This is a genomic window from Bacteroides salyersiae WAL 10018 = DSM 18765 = JCM 12988 (genome assembly GCF_000381365.1).
In the GTDB taxonomy this organism is placed as follows: Bacteria; Bacteroidota; Bacteroidia; order Bacteroidales; family Bacteroidaceae; genus Bacteroides; species Bacteroides salyersiae.
In genome coordinates this window covers 991,922-1,009,933 of record NZ_KB905466.1, presented here as the reverse complement: position 1 = coordinate 1,009,933, position 18,012 = coordinate 991,922, and the positions used below count along the sequence as shown (strand labels likewise).

Annotated in this window: 9 protein-coding genes; all 9 read left to right on the top strand. The window is 37.2% G+C overall.

Features of this window, described 5'->3' with window-relative positions:
* Positions 1-2 precede the first annotated feature (2 nt).
* From HMPREF1532_RS04050 to HMPREF1532_RS04010, 9 genes are read left to right on the top strand one after another with little or no spacing between them, the layout of a single operon-like run.
* Complete coding sequence (locus HMPREF1532_RS04050) at positions 3-3,152, top strand: SusC/RagA family TonB-linked outer membrane protein (RefSeq protein ID WP_005925198.1); 3,150 nt, start codon at positions 3-5, stop codon at positions 3,150-3,152.
* 14 nt (positions 3,153-3,166) lie between these two features.
* A complete protein-coding gene (locus HMPREF1532_RS04045) occupies positions 3,167-4,960 on the top strand; it encodes a RagB/SusD family nutrient uptake outer membrane protein (RefSeq protein WP_005925195.1) in 1,794 nt (597 codons plus the stop codon).
* A gap of 18 nt (positions 4,961-4,978) precedes the next feature.
* Positions 4,979-5,749 carry a DUF3823 domain-containing protein gene (locus tag HMPREF1532_RS04040; RefSeq protein WP_005925192.1) on the top strand — a complete coding sequence of 257 codons (771 nt, stop codon included), beginning with the start codon at positions 4,979-4,981 and terminating at the stop codon, positions 5,747-5,749.
* A gap of 12 nt (positions 5,750-5,761) precedes the next feature.
* Positions 5,762-7,777 carry a GxGYxYP domain-containing protein gene (locus HMPREF1532_RS04035; protein ID WP_005925189.1) on the top strand — a complete coding sequence of 672 codons (2,016 nt, stop codon included), beginning with the start codon at positions 5,762-5,764 and terminating at the stop codon, positions 7,775-7,777.
* The gene (locus tag HMPREF1532_RS04030; protein ID WP_224203893.1) at positions 7,770-8,642 is read left to right on the top strand and encodes a secretion protein Por; all 873 of its coding nucleotides are present in this window, start codon (positions 7,770-7,772) and stop codon (positions 8,640-8,642) included. The genes HMPREF1532_RS04035 and HMPREF1532_RS04030 overlap by 8 nt, the downstream gene beginning before the upstream one ends.
* A 34-nt stretch (positions 8,643-8,676) precedes the next feature.
* Positions 8,677-10,923: a GH92 family glycosyl hydrolase gene (locus HMPREF1532_RS04025; protein ID WP_005925187.1), complete on the top strand. Its 2,247-nt coding sequence runs from the start codon at positions 8,677-8,679 to the stop codon at positions 10,921-10,923.
* Positions 10,924-10,954: 31 nt separating this feature from the next.
* Positions 10,955-13,648: a family 78 glycoside hydrolase catalytic domain gene (locus HMPREF1532_RS04020; protein ID WP_005925186.1), complete on the top strand. Its 2,694-nt coding sequence runs from the start codon at positions 10,955-10,957 to the stop codon at positions 13,646-13,648.
* A gap of 12 nt (positions 13,649-13,660) precedes the next feature.
* Positions 13,661-16,294, top strand: coding sequence for a family 78 glycoside hydrolase catalytic domain (locus tag HMPREF1532_RS04015; protein ID WP_005925185.1), 2,634 nt, complete (start codon positions 13,661-13,663; stop codon positions 16,292-16,294).
* Positions 16,295-16,316: 22 nt separating this feature from the next.
* Positions 16,317-18,008, top strand: coding sequence for an alpha/beta hydrolase-fold protein (locus HMPREF1532_RS04010; RefSeq protein WP_005925184.1), 1,692 nt, complete (start codon positions 16,317-16,319; stop codon positions 18,006-18,008).
* The last annotated feature ends 4 nt before the right edge of the window (positions 18,009-18,012 follow it).

Here is an 18,012-nt window from a genome sequence, read left to right as displayed (position 1 = left end):
GCATGGATGTGAAAAATTTAATACTAAGAAAGCATTTGTCGTTTTCTTGTTATTTACGCTTGATTTTGTTACTGTTTCTTTCTGTAAATAGCAGTACAATATTATTAGCAGAAAGTAATCAACGGCAACAGGTGTCGGGAGTGGTTCGTGACCAGTTAGGTGAACCTTTACCAGGAGTTAATATTTTGTTAGTGGGTACTTCAACGGGTACCATAACGGATATAGATGGTGCATATAGTATTACTGTTTCCAATACTAATGATGCTATTTTGAGGTTTTCTTTGATAGGCTTTTCTTCTAAAGATGTTGCAGTGAAAGGTAGAACAACTGTTAACTTGACAATGACAGAGGAGACCCAAATAGTTGATGAAGTAGTTGTTGTTGGATATGGTACGCAGAAAAAAGTATCATTGACAGGAGCAATTAGTTCAGTAAAAAATGATGAGATTATTGCTACTCCTTCAGTTAATGTCCAAAATATGTTGTCTGGAAAATTGCCCGGTCTTCGTATTCAACAGAATACTGGTGAACCCGGAAGTTATGATACCAGCATGGATATTCGTGGATTGGGTAGTCCTTTGATTGTTATTGATGGAGTAGTTCGTGAGGCTTCTGATTTGCAGCGTTTAGAGGCCAATGATATAGAAAGTGTTACGGTTTTGAAAGATGCATCGGCAGCTATTTATGGTATGCGGGCATCTAATGGAGTATTGCTTGTAACAACTCGTAAAGGGGCAGGAAGTGGAAAAACACAAATTGATTATACTGGGAGTTTTGGATTCCAGAATCCTACGGGATTACCTGAGGTATTAGATCCCGGACAGTATGTAGAATTGGTACGCGAAGCTGATAAAAATATGGGTCGTGGTATTGATTATACTTTTTCAAAAGAAGATTTGGAACGTTATAGAAGTGGAGAGTTTCAAGCTACGGATTGGAGTAGTCTGGTATTAAGAAAAATGGTACCTCAGACACATCATAATGTGACAGCTAGTGGTAATACGGAAAGGGCTAACTATTATTTGTCTTTCGGGTATTATGGAGAAGATGGACTTTGGAAGTCAGGTGATTTAAATTATCACCGTTTTAATATTCGTTCAAATTTGGGCTTTAAGATCACTGATCATTTAAAGGCTGAAATGTTGATTAGTGGAGTTTCAGATGAAAAAAATCAACCTCATAAAGATACTTGGGAACTCTTTAAATCCATATGGGCTTTGAGACCTAATGAAAGTCCGTATGCGAATGGAAATGAAAATTATTATGCTAATGTAATGAGTAATTCTGGATTGAATTCATTGGTTATTACAGATGCAGATAAAAGTGGTTATAAACGATATAAAAATAAAACGTTAAATACTACATTCTCTTTAACTTATGAAGCTCCTTTTTTGAAAGGATTGAGTGCGAAATTTTTATATGGATATGACTACAAAACGTCTCAAGAGAAAGAGTTTCAAAAAGCTTATACATTATATTCGTATGATGAGGGAGCACAGGATTATATTCCACAAACATTTGCGGCACCTTCTGCTGTTAGAAGAAAATCATGGGAAGCTTCTCAAAACTTGTTGCAAGCTTCTTTAAATTATGAGCACCTGTTCGCTGAAAAACATAATGTGAAACTTTTATTTTTATATGAACAAACATCGAAAGAGGAAGATAATGTTTGGGCTAAAAGAATTTTAGAAATGGATGCTGTAGATCAATTATTTTCTGGTTCTGATAACGAGCAACAAGGAAGTTCAGATGCTGGTCAAATATATAAAACGACTAATATGGGACTTGTTGGACGTTTGAATTATGATTATGCTTCTAAATATTTATTGGAGGCGAGTTTCCGTTATGATGGTTCGTCTAAGTTTGCCAAAGGACATCGGTGGGGATTTTTCCCTTCTGTTTCAGCAGGATATCGTATCTCTGAAGAGAATTTTATTAAGGATACTGATGCTTTGTCTTTTTTAACAAATTGGAAAATAAGAGCTTCTTATGGTGTGTTAGGCGATGATGGTTCGTCAAGCTATCAATTTTTATCCGGTTATGACTATCCGGGTGCAGGTTATGTTTTTGGGACAGAAGCTTATAAAGGATTAGGCTTTAGAGGGCTTCCGAACCCCAGTATAACATGGTATACTTCTAAAACGTTAAATGTTGGTACTGATCTGGATTTATTCAATGGATTGTTTTCTTTCCAGATAGACTTTTTCTGGAGATATAGAGACGGCCTATTGGGAAAAAGAAATCAGGAAGTTCCGGGAACAATTGGTGCAGAGATGCCAGAGGAAAATTTGAATCAGGATTTATATAAAGGATTTGAAGTTGTATTAGGACATCGTAATCAAATAAGAGATTTTAGATATTCTGTTAGTTTGAATTTTGCTCTTACTCGCAAAATGAATAGAAAATTAGTAGAAGGTGATGCTGTGAATTCTTATGATAGATGGAGAGGAAAGTATTCTAATCGTTATTCTGACATGGGATGGGGATATGGCTCCAATGGGCAATATACCTCTATGGAAGATATTTGGAATTCACCGGATCAAGATGGAAAAGGTGGTTCAACATTATTACCAGGAGATTGGAAATATGAAGACTGGAATGGTGATGGAATAATTGATGATAATGATGTATATCCGAATGTTTTTGAATTTTCAAATAGTAATCCTAAAATGACTTATGGAGCAACTGTAACTGCTAATTGGAAAGGTTTTGACTTAAATATATTATTTCAAGGTGGAGCGGGATTTAATGTCAGATATTTAGAACAGCTCCAGTATCCTTTATGTTTTGGAGGTAATGGCTTGTCTCATTTTTATGACCGCTATCATCAAGATGAAGAGGGTAACTGGATAGCAGGAAAATGGCCTACAACACGAGATCCGGCTGCTTGTCAATCTAATTTAAAAGACTCTCAGCAAACTACTCAGGATGCTTCATATTTGCGTCTGAAAAGTATAGAACTTGGTTATACAATTCCTCTTAAGTTTACTCGCAAATTTAAAGTTGACAGATGTCGGATTTTTGCAAATGGATATAATCTATTTACAATAACAGGATTGGATTTTGTTGATCCTGAACGCACGTCTGGTAGTTATGGATATTTGTATCCAATTATGAGAAATTTTAATTTCGGTTTAAATTTGTCCTTTTAATTAATAGTTTGATTATGATGAGATTAGTAAAGAAAATAATATTGTTAGTCGCTGTAGTGACTATCCATTCTTGTGATTATTTGGATGTACCTCCAATTAATATTATACAAGATGATGCTATATTTAAATCTGAATCAGGTATTAAAGCGTATATGACTACATTGTATGCTGATTTGCCGATAGAGGACTTTCGTTTTAGCCAATATGGCTTTAATGTGAATAACGCCGGAAAGGCGCACTTGGCTCACGTGTCGGGAGAGGCTATGATTACTTTAGGTGATGAACTTTTTTCTATAGGCGACGGTACTTGGTGGGGAGCCTGGGATTATGGTCGTATTCGTAGAGTAAACTATTTTATAAAAACATTGCCTGAGTATCAGGGAAATTTTTCAAAAGCTTTGGTAGATGCTTGGTTAGGGGAAGCGTACTTTATTCGTGCGTATTGCTATTTTTCAATGGTAAAACGTTATGGTGGGGTACCTGTTTTGGAAGAGCCACAGGAATATACAGAAGATATTGAGAGTTTGAAAGTACCCAGAAATACAGAAAAGTATTGTTATGATTTTATTGCAGAAGATTTGGATAGGGCTGCACATTTGTTGCCTGAAACAGAATCTCTTTTAGGGCAGGGACGTGCTACTAAATATGCAGCTTGGGCATTAAAATCAAGAGCAATGTTGTATGCTGGTTCTATTGCTCGGTATGGCACACTTGATTTGGATGGTCTTGTTGGGATTGATTCTTCTTTGGCAAATGACTATTTTGAAAAATCCTATCAGGCTGTAAAACAGATAGAAGGTAAGTTTTCTTTATATAGAAAAAACACCAATAAGGAGCAAAATTACGCAGATCTTTTTTTGGCAGAAAGTAGTACTGAAAATATATTTGTGAAATATTTTCAAAGGAATGTGAATGCGCATGGATATGACACTTATTGTGTACCTTTTCAGTATACCAGTGGAGGATATTCTTCATATTTATGTCCTCCTCTGGAATTCGTAGAGAGATTTGAACGCAAAGACGGAACTCCTGCTAATTTTGCAGAAAGAGGAACTTCACAACATTTTGCAGATCCAGCTGACTTATTTAAGGATATGGATGCACGTTTTTGGGGAACTATTATCTATCCGAATGCAGTATTTAAAAATGAAAAATGTGATATACAAGGAGGGATAATAAAAAGAGATGGTACTGAGATTAATACAGTAGGTCAAAACTGGGAATCATCTACATATACGGATATAGATGGAAAAGTCTATCATGTTACAGGAAAGAGTGGAATTGCTAAATATTCCGGTAATGGAACAGGATTCTATGTTCGTAAATATTTGGATGAGAGTTTGCCGAAAGAGGAGTTGAAAGAAAATTATTGCGAACATCATTGGATTGACATGAGGTATGCTGAGGTTCTATTGAACGGTGTTGAAGCTGCGGTAGAAATGGGACAACACTTGGATGATGCTTTGATATGGATAAATGATATTCGTGATCGGGCAGGTGTAAAAACTTTGAATAGTTCTGATTTGACCATTGATAAAGTTCGTAATGAACGTAGAATTGAATTGGCTTTTGAAAATCATACGTATTGGGATTTAAGACGCTGGAGGATCGCTGATAAAGAGATGGAGTCAAAACGTTATACAGGGTTATCTCCTTACTTCGATCTTAGAGACAATACGTATGTTTTTAAAGTGGTTGATGCTAATGACCAACGTTATACATTTGATGTGAAAATGTATTACGAGAGAATTCCAGATAGTGAAATTGCAAAAAACCAAAAATTGATACAAAATCCATATTATAATTAATCATTAAAATGTTAAAATATGAGTAGATTATATATATTATCGTGCTTGATGGTCTTTATGTTATCTTCCTGCGGATATTTTGAGTATGATAATTATGAAGAGCCAAATTCGGGAATAGAAGGAACGGTAGTTGATAAAAAGACTAATGAATTGTACTGTTCTGAAACAGCCAATAGTTATAAAATAGAATATTATGAGTTGAGTTGGGAGGAAGCTGGTCATGCCAATACGCAAGCCAGATTTTTTTGGGGAAAAGCTGACGGAACTTTTACAAATACAAAAATCTTTGCCGGAGAATATCGTATTACTTTGAAGGAGGGTGCTTTTTATGCTCCTGATCCAGAGATAGTGACTCTGGAAAAAGGAGAAATGACAAAATTGAACTATGCTGTTACTCCTTATGCCCGGGTGAATATTGATGAAATAACTTTAAGTGGTACAAAACAAAATAATTTGGTTATCAAATATACAGTAGAGGATACACAAAAAGAAATTGATATAACCAATGTGGACAAAGGGGTGTATACTCTTAGTGAGGCACAGGTTTTTATATCCAGTAAGTCTCCCAACGTAGGGGTGAATAACACTGAATCTAAATATACAGTGAGAGCTGTTCATAAGTTTACTACTTATACCCCGGGTACTCCAATTACCGTAACAGAAAAGAATGTGAAAAATTTACCTGCTGGAAAATATTGGGTAAGGATAGGGGTTCGTACGAATAATCCGGGAAAGAAATATAATTTCTCTCGTATACTTGAGGTAGTAATTCCTGATTTAAACAGTTAAAATAGAGCAAATATGAATTTTAATATGAATTTGAAATATATATTGATTGGATTATTGGGAATGAATGGTGCGGCAGTAATGCCGCAAGCCATTCAGCAGGAGGTTGTAGAACCGACGGAAAACGCCTTGATTATTCCCATGAATAGTCAAAACGTAACTACTCTTTTTGATCCACAGAATTCCGTTAGTTTTGATGAGGAGAGAGGAGTTGTGGGAACGAGTAATAATTTGACTTTAGATTTGGGGAATATTGATTTTGGTAATAAGAAGTATGATTGCATATGGGTTGAGATGTCTTATCAGAATCCGGTAAGTGAGGACACTAAATTTGAATTTTATTTAGATGATGATTTGGTTGCGCCTAAAACAAGTTTTTCTGTTCCATTAAATATTGCTCCGATTGATTATCATACAGATAGAAAACCGCAATCTGGATTATATTTTAAGAATGAGCAATGTCCGTATGAGGCAATTACCGTTTTTGATTTACGAAATAATGATAATACTTCTAAATTGATAGTGGAGGCTGCCCAAGGAGTTATCAATCAAAAGAGAGGGGAGGTTTACCTGATTATTGAAGATCATCATATTAGACAATTCGAAGATGCTTATGGTATCGGAAAATGTAATTTATTGAGAGACGAACAATATAATTCTTATGTAAAGGACGGAAAAACATACAATTATTCAGGGCTTGCATCATTTATGAAACGTTATAAAAATAATTTTAGTAAAATGGTGCTTTGGACAAAAGATAAAAAATGGACTTGGTGTATGGCGTTAATGATTTGTGCACAAGAAGGAGCAATTCCTGTGACCGAAGATATAATGCATTTTTTTCAAGATGAACTTGGGGTAAATTTACCGGTCGAAGATATTCGTGATAAATGGAGTAATGAAATGGAAGCCTATGAGTGGGTAATAACAGAGTTTGTAGATAAGGGGAAATGCCATCCAACATTATCTTTTTCTGTTGGCTTGCGTGAGGACAGCGAATCTAATCCTTGGAGGTTATATGATTATGCTGTTGCAACAAAAGGCTTGATTTTTTATTTGGAAGCTAAAGAGGGTAGTGAAGGGTTTAATATGATCCAAAAATTATGTGCTCATATGAAATATCCAATAGGCTCATCTGTGATGGGATATGGTGCGGGTGATGATGGAGACGGACTAAATAAAGCAACTAATCCATATAATGTCGGTTTTATGGTGAGTGACTTCTACTCTAATGGTAGCTTCTGGTGTTCTTATCCCCGTAAGGCTTTTCAGCAACGTAAGGGACAGGCCATAGAAGCCAAACCTGGGAAGATATATGTGAGTTTGGTGTGGAGTGATGGAGACAACATTCAATTTGATGCTAATCATTTATACAATATGTTTAGTGCTCCAGGAAGAGGAGATGTGCCGGTTGGAGTGACAATGGCAGCTTCTTTACAGGAACTCAATCCTTTCTTGTTGGAATATTTTTATAAAAATTTGACTCCGAATGATGAGTTGATGGCAGGTCCTTCCGGTTTTCAGTTTATTTATGGTGATTCATTTGCTACTGCTGCTGCCGATCCCGACGGAAAATATGATGAGTGGCTGGCTATGAATAATGAATGGCTGGCTACAGCAGGTTTTCATACCGGTTGTTTATGGAATACTTCACATGAAGAACGTTATAGGGAATATATGAGAACTTGTGGATTACAAGGAGTTTATGACGGTAACAATGTGAGCTATCGTTATGAAAAAGGAAAAAATGGAGAAGGAGTCGTTTCAATATCACAGGGGGCACATTGTTGGAAAGAAGGGGATGTCTATAATTATTTGACAGGATTTAAGCCCAGCACTCAAAAACCAGTTTTTTGTAATGTTTATCTCATCGCTGCAAATTATGGTGGCTTGGATGGTTACGAACGGTTGAAACGTGAACTTACCCGTTTGGAAATGTATCTACCCAATACCTATGAGTTTTTGCTACCGATGGATCTCTGTGCTACATTTAATAAATATCTTGAAGAACATGGAGGTAAATATGAATAGATTATTTGGGTTATTGTTCGCGCTGTTTTTTGTTTTTTATTGTAAGGCAGATAATTTATCTGTCCCTATGGCGGGTAATGGAAATGGTAAATATTTGAATAGTTCGGTGCAGATATTGGGTGATGGGACATATGATGCTGCTTCAGTGTCAGTGATCAGTACGGGTAATAATACGGCTATTAAGATTAATAGTGTAAATCTGGGAGATGAAATATATACATATAATTCTTTTTCTGTTGAATACACAAATCCTCAGGAATTATCTGAAAGATCGTTTTTTGATATTTTTTTGGAGGATGCGGCTGAGCCAATAACTTCTGTTCCGGTGGAGAAAACAATGACAGGTGAATATAAAACGATGACGGCTAAACTGTCACAAAGTGTATTAGGAAAGCATAATATTTATATTCGTTGGAGAGGTCATAATTCGAGTCTTAGGACATTTATAGTCAATGAATTGACTCCTATGGCGGAAGTTCCTTTGGTTCGTTCATTTTCTACAAAGACATTTAAGTTTTCGAAGGCGATGATTGGGGATATAGAGGGGGTACACCAACTGAAAATGCTTTGGAAAAATCAGAATGCAGTAGTGAAAGCGGTTTATTTAGATAAAATAAATGAAGAACCCACTTCGATCAATCTGTCGAAAAATGATGAAGTGAATATTTCTCTTTTGGATAAAGGATTTAGAATCGTTTCTAAGTTTTCTATTGGCAATATTGAGTTATATTCTATATCTGGAGAGAAAATTCTGGAGTTAAGATCTAATAATTGTGTAGAGGAAGTTTCTGTTGTGCCGGGAGTCTATGTCTTGAAAATAGTGAATACTGAAAAGAAAGTAATTATACGGAAACTATTAATTTAGTTTGATTGAATATGAATACAAAAAAGGTAATCGCATGAATCATAATAAGTTATTTGTTTTGTTGATAAGCATGTTCTTCCATTTCAATGTGATGGAAGCAAGAGATTATGTCCAATATGTTGACCCCTATATTGGCTCAGGAGGACATGGACATGTTTTTGTAGGAGCTTCCGTTCCTTTTGGGGCCATACAGGTGGGACCGCAGAATATTCATAAAGGTTGGGATTGGTGTTCTGGCTATCATTATTCTGATAGTGTGATTATTGGATTTGCTCATACTCATTTAAATGGAACCGGATGTACTGATTTGGGGGATGTACAAGTAATGCCTTTTACGGGTAAAGTGCGGACAAAAAGAGGAGAACAACACGATATATCCGGTAGTTATGCTTCCTATTATAAGCATGAAAATGAAATAGTTCGTCCTAATTACTACTCCTTATTGATGGAGAATGGAATTAAGGTCGAACTCTCAGCAACAGAACGTGTAGCTATACACCGTTATCATTATCCTAAGCAAAATGTGGAGAAACATATTCTTATTAACTTGAAAGAAGGTAATGGTTTTGAAGATTATGCTTCTGGTTTAAAAAAAGTTGACGATTATACAATAGAAGGTTATCGATTTGTGAACGGATGGGCGCCGGAGCATCGTATTTATTTTGTTTTAAAAACAAACAAGCCGATTAAAGACCTGTTACTTTTTGAAGATAGTGCATTTGTCGATAGTAAAGATTTGAATAGTAAAGGAGTAAAAGGAGTTTTAGTTTTAGATAACGATCTTTCTGATATTTCTTTGAAAGTAGCCATATCGTCAGTAAGTTGTCGGAATGCAGCATTAAATGTGGAAGGTGAGATTCCACATTGGGATTTGGAAAAAGTGTCTAAAGAAGGATTGAAAAAGTGGAATAAAGAATTGGGTCGCATAAAACTGTCCGATACAAATGCGAAGAATTTGAAAATATTCTACACGGCCATGTACCATACGTTGATTGCTCCCACCACCTATTGTGATATCAATGGAGAGTATAGAGGGCACGATAATAAAATAAGTAAAGCGGAGAAAGGTGTTAATTATTCAACATTTTCACTTTGGGATACTTACAGAGCTTTACACCCTCTGTTTACAATTACTCAAACAGAGCGTGTGGGGGATTTTATAAATTCGATGCTGGCTATTTACGATCAGCAGGGAAAACTTCCGGTATGGCCATTACTTGGGGGAGAAACCGATCAGACGCCTGGTTATAATGCACTGAACGTAATAGCTGATGCTTATTTGAAAAATATTAAGGGATTTGATGCTCAAAGAGCTTTTCAGGCATGTATTCAGTCGGCCACTTATTTGAAACAAAAAGGTATCCCCTATGTATTAGAACAGGAATACATTCCTTATGAAAGACTGGGTGAAGCTACTTCCATTGCTATGGAATATGCAATTGGAGATTGGGGAGTTGCTGCGATGGCTCAAAAGTTGGGAGATAAAGAAATGTTTGATCTATTTCTTAAAAGGAGTAAATATTACAAGCATTATTTTGACCCGACTATTCGGTTTATCAGGCCTAAAAGTGTTGATGGGACATGGGCTACTCCATATGATCCGATCATTTCAGTACATGGAGGACATGGCTTTTTTAGTGAGGGTACGGGTTGGCAATATTCTTTTTATGTTCCTCAATGCCCGTCTGATTTAATTGAGATGTATGGAGGTGATAAGCTCTTTACACAAAAATTGGATTCTCTTTTCACAATGGAGGGAGATATGGGAGAACATGCTTCTGTTGATATAACCGGTTTGATTGGACAGTATGCACATGGAAATGAACCGAGTCATCACATGGCATATTTGTATTCGTATGCAGGACAGCAATGGAAAACGGCTAAAATAGTGCGTCAGATATTGACGAATTTTTATACTGATCAAATTGACGGTATAATTGGTAATGAAGATTGTGGACAGATGTCCGCATGGTATTTACTGTCCGCTATGGGATTTTACCAGGTAAATCCTTCTTGGGGCGTCTTTGCTTTTGGTAGTCCGTTGTTTGAGAATGTTAAGATTGAATTACCCGGCAAGAAGAACTTTACAATTGAAACGATTCATAATAGTGATGAAAATATCTATATTCAGTCAGTGGAATTAAATGGAAAAACTTATTCTAAATCTTACATTCAGTACGAAGATATAATGAAAGGAGGTACTTTGAGATTTTATATGGGGAATAAGCCTAATTATCAGTTTGGGGCTGCATCTCAGACTCGTCCTTTTACTCCTTTCTAACCAAATGGTGTACATCAATGACTGATTTTATATGAAAAAAATATATAGTACAATTTTGGTAGGAAACTTATTGCTTGTTTTGTCTTTCTTTTCTTGTCAGGCACCAGAAATGAGAGTTTTTGATCTGCGTACAGACTATCTGACAAATCCAGTAGCCATACAAGCGAACTTCATATGGTTAGGTTGGAAGTTGGATGTTTGCAATGGAAAGAACAGAAATAAAATGCAGTCGGCTTATCAGATATTAGTAGCGAGTGATTCATTACTACTATTCGATGATATTGGTGACTTATGGGATTCCGGAAAAGTCAATTCTTCTCAATCCCAACAAATTCTTTATAAGGGGAGAGCACTTGTATCTCGCCAACATGTTTATTGGAAAGTTAGAGTTTGGGATGAAAATGATCAGGTGACGGAATGGAGCGCTATTGCTAACTGGGCTATTGGATTGGAGCCAGTTGATTGGCTGGCTTCTTGGATTTCCAACCGGGAAGATGATACTCCTTTGGAAGCTAATGTAGCCCCTGCTCCATTTTTTCGTAAAAATATTGAAGTTGTTAAAGAGATAAAAAATGCCAGAGTTTATATCTGTGGATTAGGTTTTTATGAAATGTATATTAACGGTGATAGAATCGGAGATCAGATGCTTGCTCCTGCTGTTACTAATTATGATAAACGTACCATAGAGCATATTCTGTATCCGTATGACGATCAATCACACAAACGCATACTATATAATACTTTTGATGTAACTTCATATTTGAAAAAAGGAAAAAACTGTTTGGGGGTTATTTTAGGTAATGGTTGGTACAATCAACGTGGGCGGACTGTTGAGGGATATATGTGGTATGATACTCCACGTTTATTGCTACAATTGGAAATTGTTTATCAGGATGGTACTATGGAAAATATCGTTTCCGATGAAAGTTGGAGGTGTGCAATCGGACCTTTGGTTTCTGATAATATATTTACCGGAGAAGTGTATGATGCCCGAAAAGAAATGGATGGATGGAGTTCGGTGGAATATGATGATTCATTGTGGCAAAAAGCGATAAAAGTACGTTCTCCCGAAGGTAAATTATATCCCCAGACTGCTCCGTACGACAAGGTAATGCAAATGTATCACCCCGAATTGAAGGAGCAGGTCAATGATTCTGTTTATCGTTTTGTTCTTCCGAAAATGATTGCCGGCTGGGCTATGTTGACAGTTTCCGGAGAAGCGGGTGACTGCATAAAACTTCGGTTTATTGGTGAGGAAGGTATTGATTTTGGACAATCGGATACATATATTCTGAAAGGAAATGGAGAAGAGTGTTGGGAACCTCGTTTTACATGGCATACATTCAGGGAAATAGAAGTAATATCTCCAAAAGTAGCATTGAATGCACAAAGTCTCATTGTAAAGGAGATATATACGGATGTGGATGAAACCGGGACTTTTGTATCATCGGATACGATACTTAACAGTATCTACCGGAAGTATATTCATACTCAAAAAATCAACATGCATGGAAGCATCAGCAGTGATTGTCCACATCGGGAACGCTTGGCTTATACAGGTGATGGACAAGTGTTGGTTGAAAGTATGTTGTATGCATTTGACTGCACTCGTTTTCTTTATAAATGGCTGGACGATATTGCAGATGCACAAAACCATATGACTGGTTATGTTCCTCATACTGCTCCCTTTGGTGGCGGTGGTGGTGGACCAGCATGGGGGTCAGCCTATGTGATTATGCCGTGGGCCTATTATCATCAATATGGTGATACCATACTGTTATCCCGACATTATGATGGTATGAAGCATTGGATTCAATATCTTGGTACTCGTTTGGATGCCAGAGGGATTGTAGTAAAAGAAGAGCCTAATGGCTGGTGTTTGGGAGATTGGTGTACACCCGATAAGATAGAATTACCGGAGTCGCTCGTGAATACGGCATATTATTATCGCGTAACAGATATTATGTCTAAAGTCGCTCGTGTTCTCAATAGAACAGAAGATACTCCTTATTTTGATGCGTTGGCTAAGCAGATTAAACAGAATTTTAATGAAGTCTTTTGGGATGAAGACGAGAACGGCTATTGGGAAAGTAGACAGGGAGCTAATGTTTTTCCGTTAGCTTTCGGGTTGGTACCCGAGGATAGAAAAGAAAAAGTACTGAACACGTTGTTACGTCAGATTGAATCGCTCGGTTATCATTTTGACACTGGAATTTTGGCAACTCCTTTATTATTAAAAGTACTGACAGAGAATAATTATGGCGACGTGGCATACAAGCTTATAACTCAACGCTCTTATCCTTCTTTTGGTCATTACATTACTCGAGATGAATATTCCTGCTTATGGGAAGACTGGCATGGGAATAGTTCCCGTTGTCACCCGATGTTTGGGAGTGTGGTGGCATGGTTCTACGATACATTGTTGGGTATTCGTTATGACTCGGAACGGCCGGGAATGAAGCATATTATAATATGTCCTCGTCCGATTGGTGATTTATCCTTTTGTAAAGGGAGCTTCCGTTCTCTGTATGGTATGGTCCGTTCGGAATGGGAGGTAGACGGAGAGCAAGGTTTCTCAGTGAAAGTGGAGATCCCTGCAAATACCACTGCTACTCTATTCATTCCGAAACAATATACAGAGGTCATGGAATCCGGAAAATGTATGGAAATGAAGGATAATACTTTGTTTTTGGGCTCGGGGGTTTATCATTTTATCATGAAGTAGAAAAAACAGATTATGAAGAAAATATTGATTTTACTATATGGTATTTTATTGTCTTTTTCTTGCTATGGAAAAGAGAAATGCTATCCAATAGATTTGAGATGTGAATATTTGTGTCGGCCGTTGAGTATTGATGAAAGATCACCACGATTATCGTGGAAATTATTCGATAGACGGGCAGATGCTTTACAAACTGCTTATTATGTAGCGGTAAGTACGGATTCTTTATCTTTATTAAAGGGTGAAAATATTCTTTGGTCTGAAGAAAAGAAGAGTAATAATACACTGATTAGATATACAGGCAAAGAATTGGAGCCTTTTACCAGATACTACTGGTGTGTTTCTATTGCTGATAAAGACGGTCAAAAATCATCGAAGGTAATATCTTCTTTTGAAACAGGTATGTTGGATCAGCAAAATTGGAAAGGTAAATTCATTTCCGACGGTAAGGATATAGAAGATCGTTCGACTCCTTATTTCCGCAAAAATATAGGTATAAGTAAGAAAGTTAAATCAGCGAGAGCTTATATTACAGCAGCAGGATTGTATGAGTTGTCTATCAACGGAAAGAAAATTGGTGACCATATTTTAGATCCTGCCTATACGGATTTTGCGAAGTGTTTGTTATATGCTACTTATGATGTGACCAAAGATTTGAAGCAGGGTGAGAATATATTAGGTATTTTATTAGGTAATGGGTGGTATAATCATCAGCCGGTTGCTGAATGGAATTTTCATCAGGCGGACTGGAGAGGTAGACCTTCTTTCTGTTTGAATCTTCGTATCGTATATATGGATGGTACAGAAGAAGTGATAGCCTCGGACCGTTCTTTTGAAACAACAGCAAGCCCGCTAACTTTTAATGCTATCTATTTAGGTGAAGGATATGATTTCAGGAGAGAAAACAGAGAGACGTATGCTTTAGAGAGTAATGGGGGGGATTGGCAACGGGCAATAGAAGTGGCTACTCCTGCTGAAAAACTGGTGGCTCTGAACATGCCTCCGATTCGTATAACAGACAGACTACATGCAAAAAGTATTAAGAAGTTTAGCGATACCAATTATGTGTTTGATTTCGGACAAAATTGGTGTGGAATAATTGATGGAGTATTTAAGGGAATAGAGGGAACTCGTGTGAAAATAAAACATGCAGAAAGTCTTGATGAAAAGAGAGAACATGTGTATGATGATTGTTTGACTGGTTTCTACAATGCCGAACGTTACGGAAAGCACCCCGATGATGAGCAATTCCAAACGGATATTATTTATTTAGATGGGAAAAAGGACCATTTTGTTCCTCGATTTAGCTACAAAGGATTTCGGTATGTGGAAATTACTTCAGACAAGCCTTTAAAGCTGGATAAAAAGAGTCTGAATTCTTGTTTTGTACATACGGATGTTCCGGAAATTGGATCTTTTGAATGCTCTAATCCTTTGTTTAACAAGATAATGAGTGCAACCCGATATTCTTATCTGTCCAATTTGATCGGAATTCCGACTGATTGTCCGCAACGAGAGAAAAACGGCTGGACGGGAGATGCCCATCTGGCTATAGAAACAGGGCTGTACAATTACGACGCCATTACTTTTTATGAAAAATGGATGAGGGATTTACAGGATAATATGTTTGATAATGGTCGTCTTGCTTGTATTATTCCTTCTGGTGGCTGGGGGCAAACGGACAATACGGTTGATTGGACTTGTGCAGTAGCCATTATTCCTTGGACTATTTATGAATTTTATGGAGATGCTACCTGTTTAGCCGAAAATTATGAAATGATGAAAAAGCATGCAGACTTTTTTCTGAAACATTATCCGGCTGGTTTAGTCCCAGATGCTTGTTTGGGTGATTGGTGTCCTTATAAAGCGGTATCTAATAAGGAATTAACGGCATCCATCTGTTTCTTCCGGATGGTAGATATTATAGCAAAGGCAGCCCGGTTATTCAATAAGGAGGATGATTTATTCTTTTATAGAAAAATGGCAGATAAAATAAAAACTGCAATCAATAAAAAGTTTTTGAATGAAGAAACGGGTATTTATGCAAGCGGTTATCAGGCGGAGTTGAGTATGCCTTTGCGTTGGAATATTGTTCCCGAACATTGCCGTGCTAAAGTAGCCGCCAACTTATCAGCACGAGTAAAACAGGACAATGATCATTTGGATGTCGGCATCTTTGGTTGCCAGGCGTTATTGGATGCTTTAACCACAACAGGAAATGTAGAACAGGCATATCGAATAGCCAATCAGACAGATGAACCTTCATGGGGTAACTGGATTGAGCGGGGAGCAACGACTTTACATGAGTGGTGGCAGTATGATGGAAAAGCCATAACTTCTGAAAATCACATAATGTTTGGTGAAATTGGTGCCTGGCTTTATAAAACATTGGGAGGAATCAATCCGGATGTTGCATGTCCGGGATTTAAGAATGTGATATTGAGACCTTATTTTTTGAAAGATATTAGTTATGTAAAAGTGTCGTATATTACGCCTCAGGGCATGGTTAAATCTTCATGGAATAGGAAAGGGGCAAAAATTATTTATAAAGTGACAGTTCCTCCTAACTCTACAGCAACGTTATTTTTACAAAAGGACGAGCCGGTGAATTTGAAATCCGGAACATTTACTTTTGAAGTGATACCATGACGAATATTATAAATGGAAAGATATGAAAACTGTAGAAAGATTTTTATTGGCAATTGTTGTAACTTTCTGTTGCGTAAATGTTGCAGCCCAATCCGGATATGATGCAAAATATCCATATGATCCGGCGAAGCAGCCTGTTGACGAAAGTGTAGCCGGTGAGGTATTGGAATTTCGTTTTACCAACTCCAAAATTTATCCGGGAACGGAGAGAAGCTATTGGATTTATATTCCTAAAGCTTATAAAGGTGATAAACCGGCCTGTTTGTACGTATGTATGGATGACATTTTGTTTAAAGCCACTACCGTTTTTGATAATTTGATAGCAACTGGGGAAATGCCAGTGACTATTGGTGTTTTTGTGGGGCCAGGTAAAATAGAAAGAAATGGAAAGTTTCTCCGGGCTAACAGAAGCTATGAATTTGATACTACTAACGACCGTTTTGTTCGTTTCCTGTTAGAGGAGTTGTTGCCTGATGCCGAAGCTAAAAAGACTACAGACGGACGTTTATTAAACTTTTCAAAGAATCCTAATGACCGTGCCATTGCAGGGGCAAGCAGTGGAGGTATTTGCGCTTTTACTGCTGCTTGGGAACGTCCTGATGCATTTCGTCGTGTGTTTAGTGCTTTTGGCTCTTTTGTAGCTATGAGAGGTGGTAATGAATATCCAGCGTTGATACGGAAAACGGAACCTAAACCTCTTCGTATCTTTTTGGAAGACGGAACAGAAGATGCATGGAATCCTCTTTTAGGGCATTGGTTTGATGGTAATTTGCTGATGGAATCAGCTTTGGCCTTTTCCGGGTATGAGGTAGCTCACTCTTGGGGGCATGGTGGACATGACGGAGTACATGCTGAGAATATTTTTCCGGATGTAATGCGTTGGCTTTGGAAAGGATGGCCGAAAGAGGTGGAGTGTGGTGTTTCGAGGAATGATATGCTTTCTGAAATTATAGACAGTCAATCACAGTGGCAGGAGATAGAGTTACCAGGAGTAATATCCAGTAGCCTGTTTGCCAATAATTCCGGAGATATTATATTTCAAACAATTGATCAGAATATCCATAAACTGAATCAGGATGGTATACAGAATTTAGGTCGATTCTCTGATTGCTCTTTGGTAGGTGTATTGTATAATAACTTGTTATTATTGGATTCGTCGGGTAGACTCATGAATGATAAACGTGACATATTGCTGAAGGGGATGCAAGGGACCGAAAGTATTTTACCGGTGGATGAATCAGTAGTATATACAGTTCAGCAGAAAGATAATGGAAATATATTATGGAAAGTAAATTTGAACAGAAAATCAAAAGAAAAAATAGATGAAGATGAGGTAGGAGGGAAGTTTTTGGCTATATATCCTGATCATTCACGTTTAGTACAGAGGAGAGTAAATTCCCAATGGATATATTCTTATGTTCCCTCGGAAAACGATTTATTCTCTGATAAACAGCCTTATTACAGATTGCATAGTACCAATGATTCTTTTGCTTCTGAAAACGGAAATATGGTATTTGACAGCAGGGGGTATCTTTATGTAGCGACTCTGCTGGGAGTTCAGGTTTGTGACAGAGAGGGGTTGGTAAGAGCTATATTACCAATACCCGGTGAACAAATACATTCTTTATGTTTGGGTGGTAAAGATATGAATGAGTTATATGTTTTGACAGAAGATAACTTATATGTTAGAAAATTGAATACGTCAGGAATTTGAGTAT

Excerpts from the sequence above, each read along its gene's own strand:
- HMPREF1532_RS04045 (WP_005925195.1), top strand. The coding sequence starts at position 3,167 with ATGATGAGATTAGTAAAGAAAATAATATTGTTAGTCGCTGTAGTGACT.
- HMPREF1532_RS04010 (WP_005925184.1), top strand. The coding sequence starts at position 16,317 with ATGAAAACTGTAGAAAGATTTTTATTGGCAATTGTTGTAACTTTCTGT.
- HMPREF1532_RS04030 (WP_224203893.1), top strand. The coding sequence starts at position 7,770 with ATGAATAGATTATTTGGGTTATTGTTCGCGCTGTTTTTTGTTTTTTAT.
- HMPREF1532_RS04050 (WP_005925198.1), top strand. The coding sequence starts at position 3 with ATGGATGTGAAAAATTTAATACTAAGAAAGCATTTGTCGTTTTCTTGT.
- HMPREF1532_RS04035 (WP_005925189.1), top strand. The coding sequence starts at position 5,762 with ATGAATTTTAATATGAATTTGAAATATATATTGATTGGATTATTGGGA.
- HMPREF1532_RS04040 (WP_005925192.1), top strand. The coding sequence starts at position 4,979 with ATGAGTAGATTATATATATTATCGTGCTTGATGGTCTTTATGTTATCT.
- HMPREF1532_RS04020 (WP_005925186.1), top strand. The coding sequence starts at position 10,955 with ATGAAAAAAATATATAGTACAATTTTGGTAGGAAACTTATTGCTTGTT.
- HMPREF1532_RS04025 (WP_005925187.1), top strand. The coding sequence starts at position 8,677 with ATGAATCATAATAAGTTATTTGTTTTGTTGATAAGCATGTTCTTCCAT.
- HMPREF1532_RS04015 (WP_005925185.1), top strand. The coding sequence starts at position 13,661 with ATGAAGAAAATATTGATTTTACTATATGGTATTTTATTGTCTTTTTCT.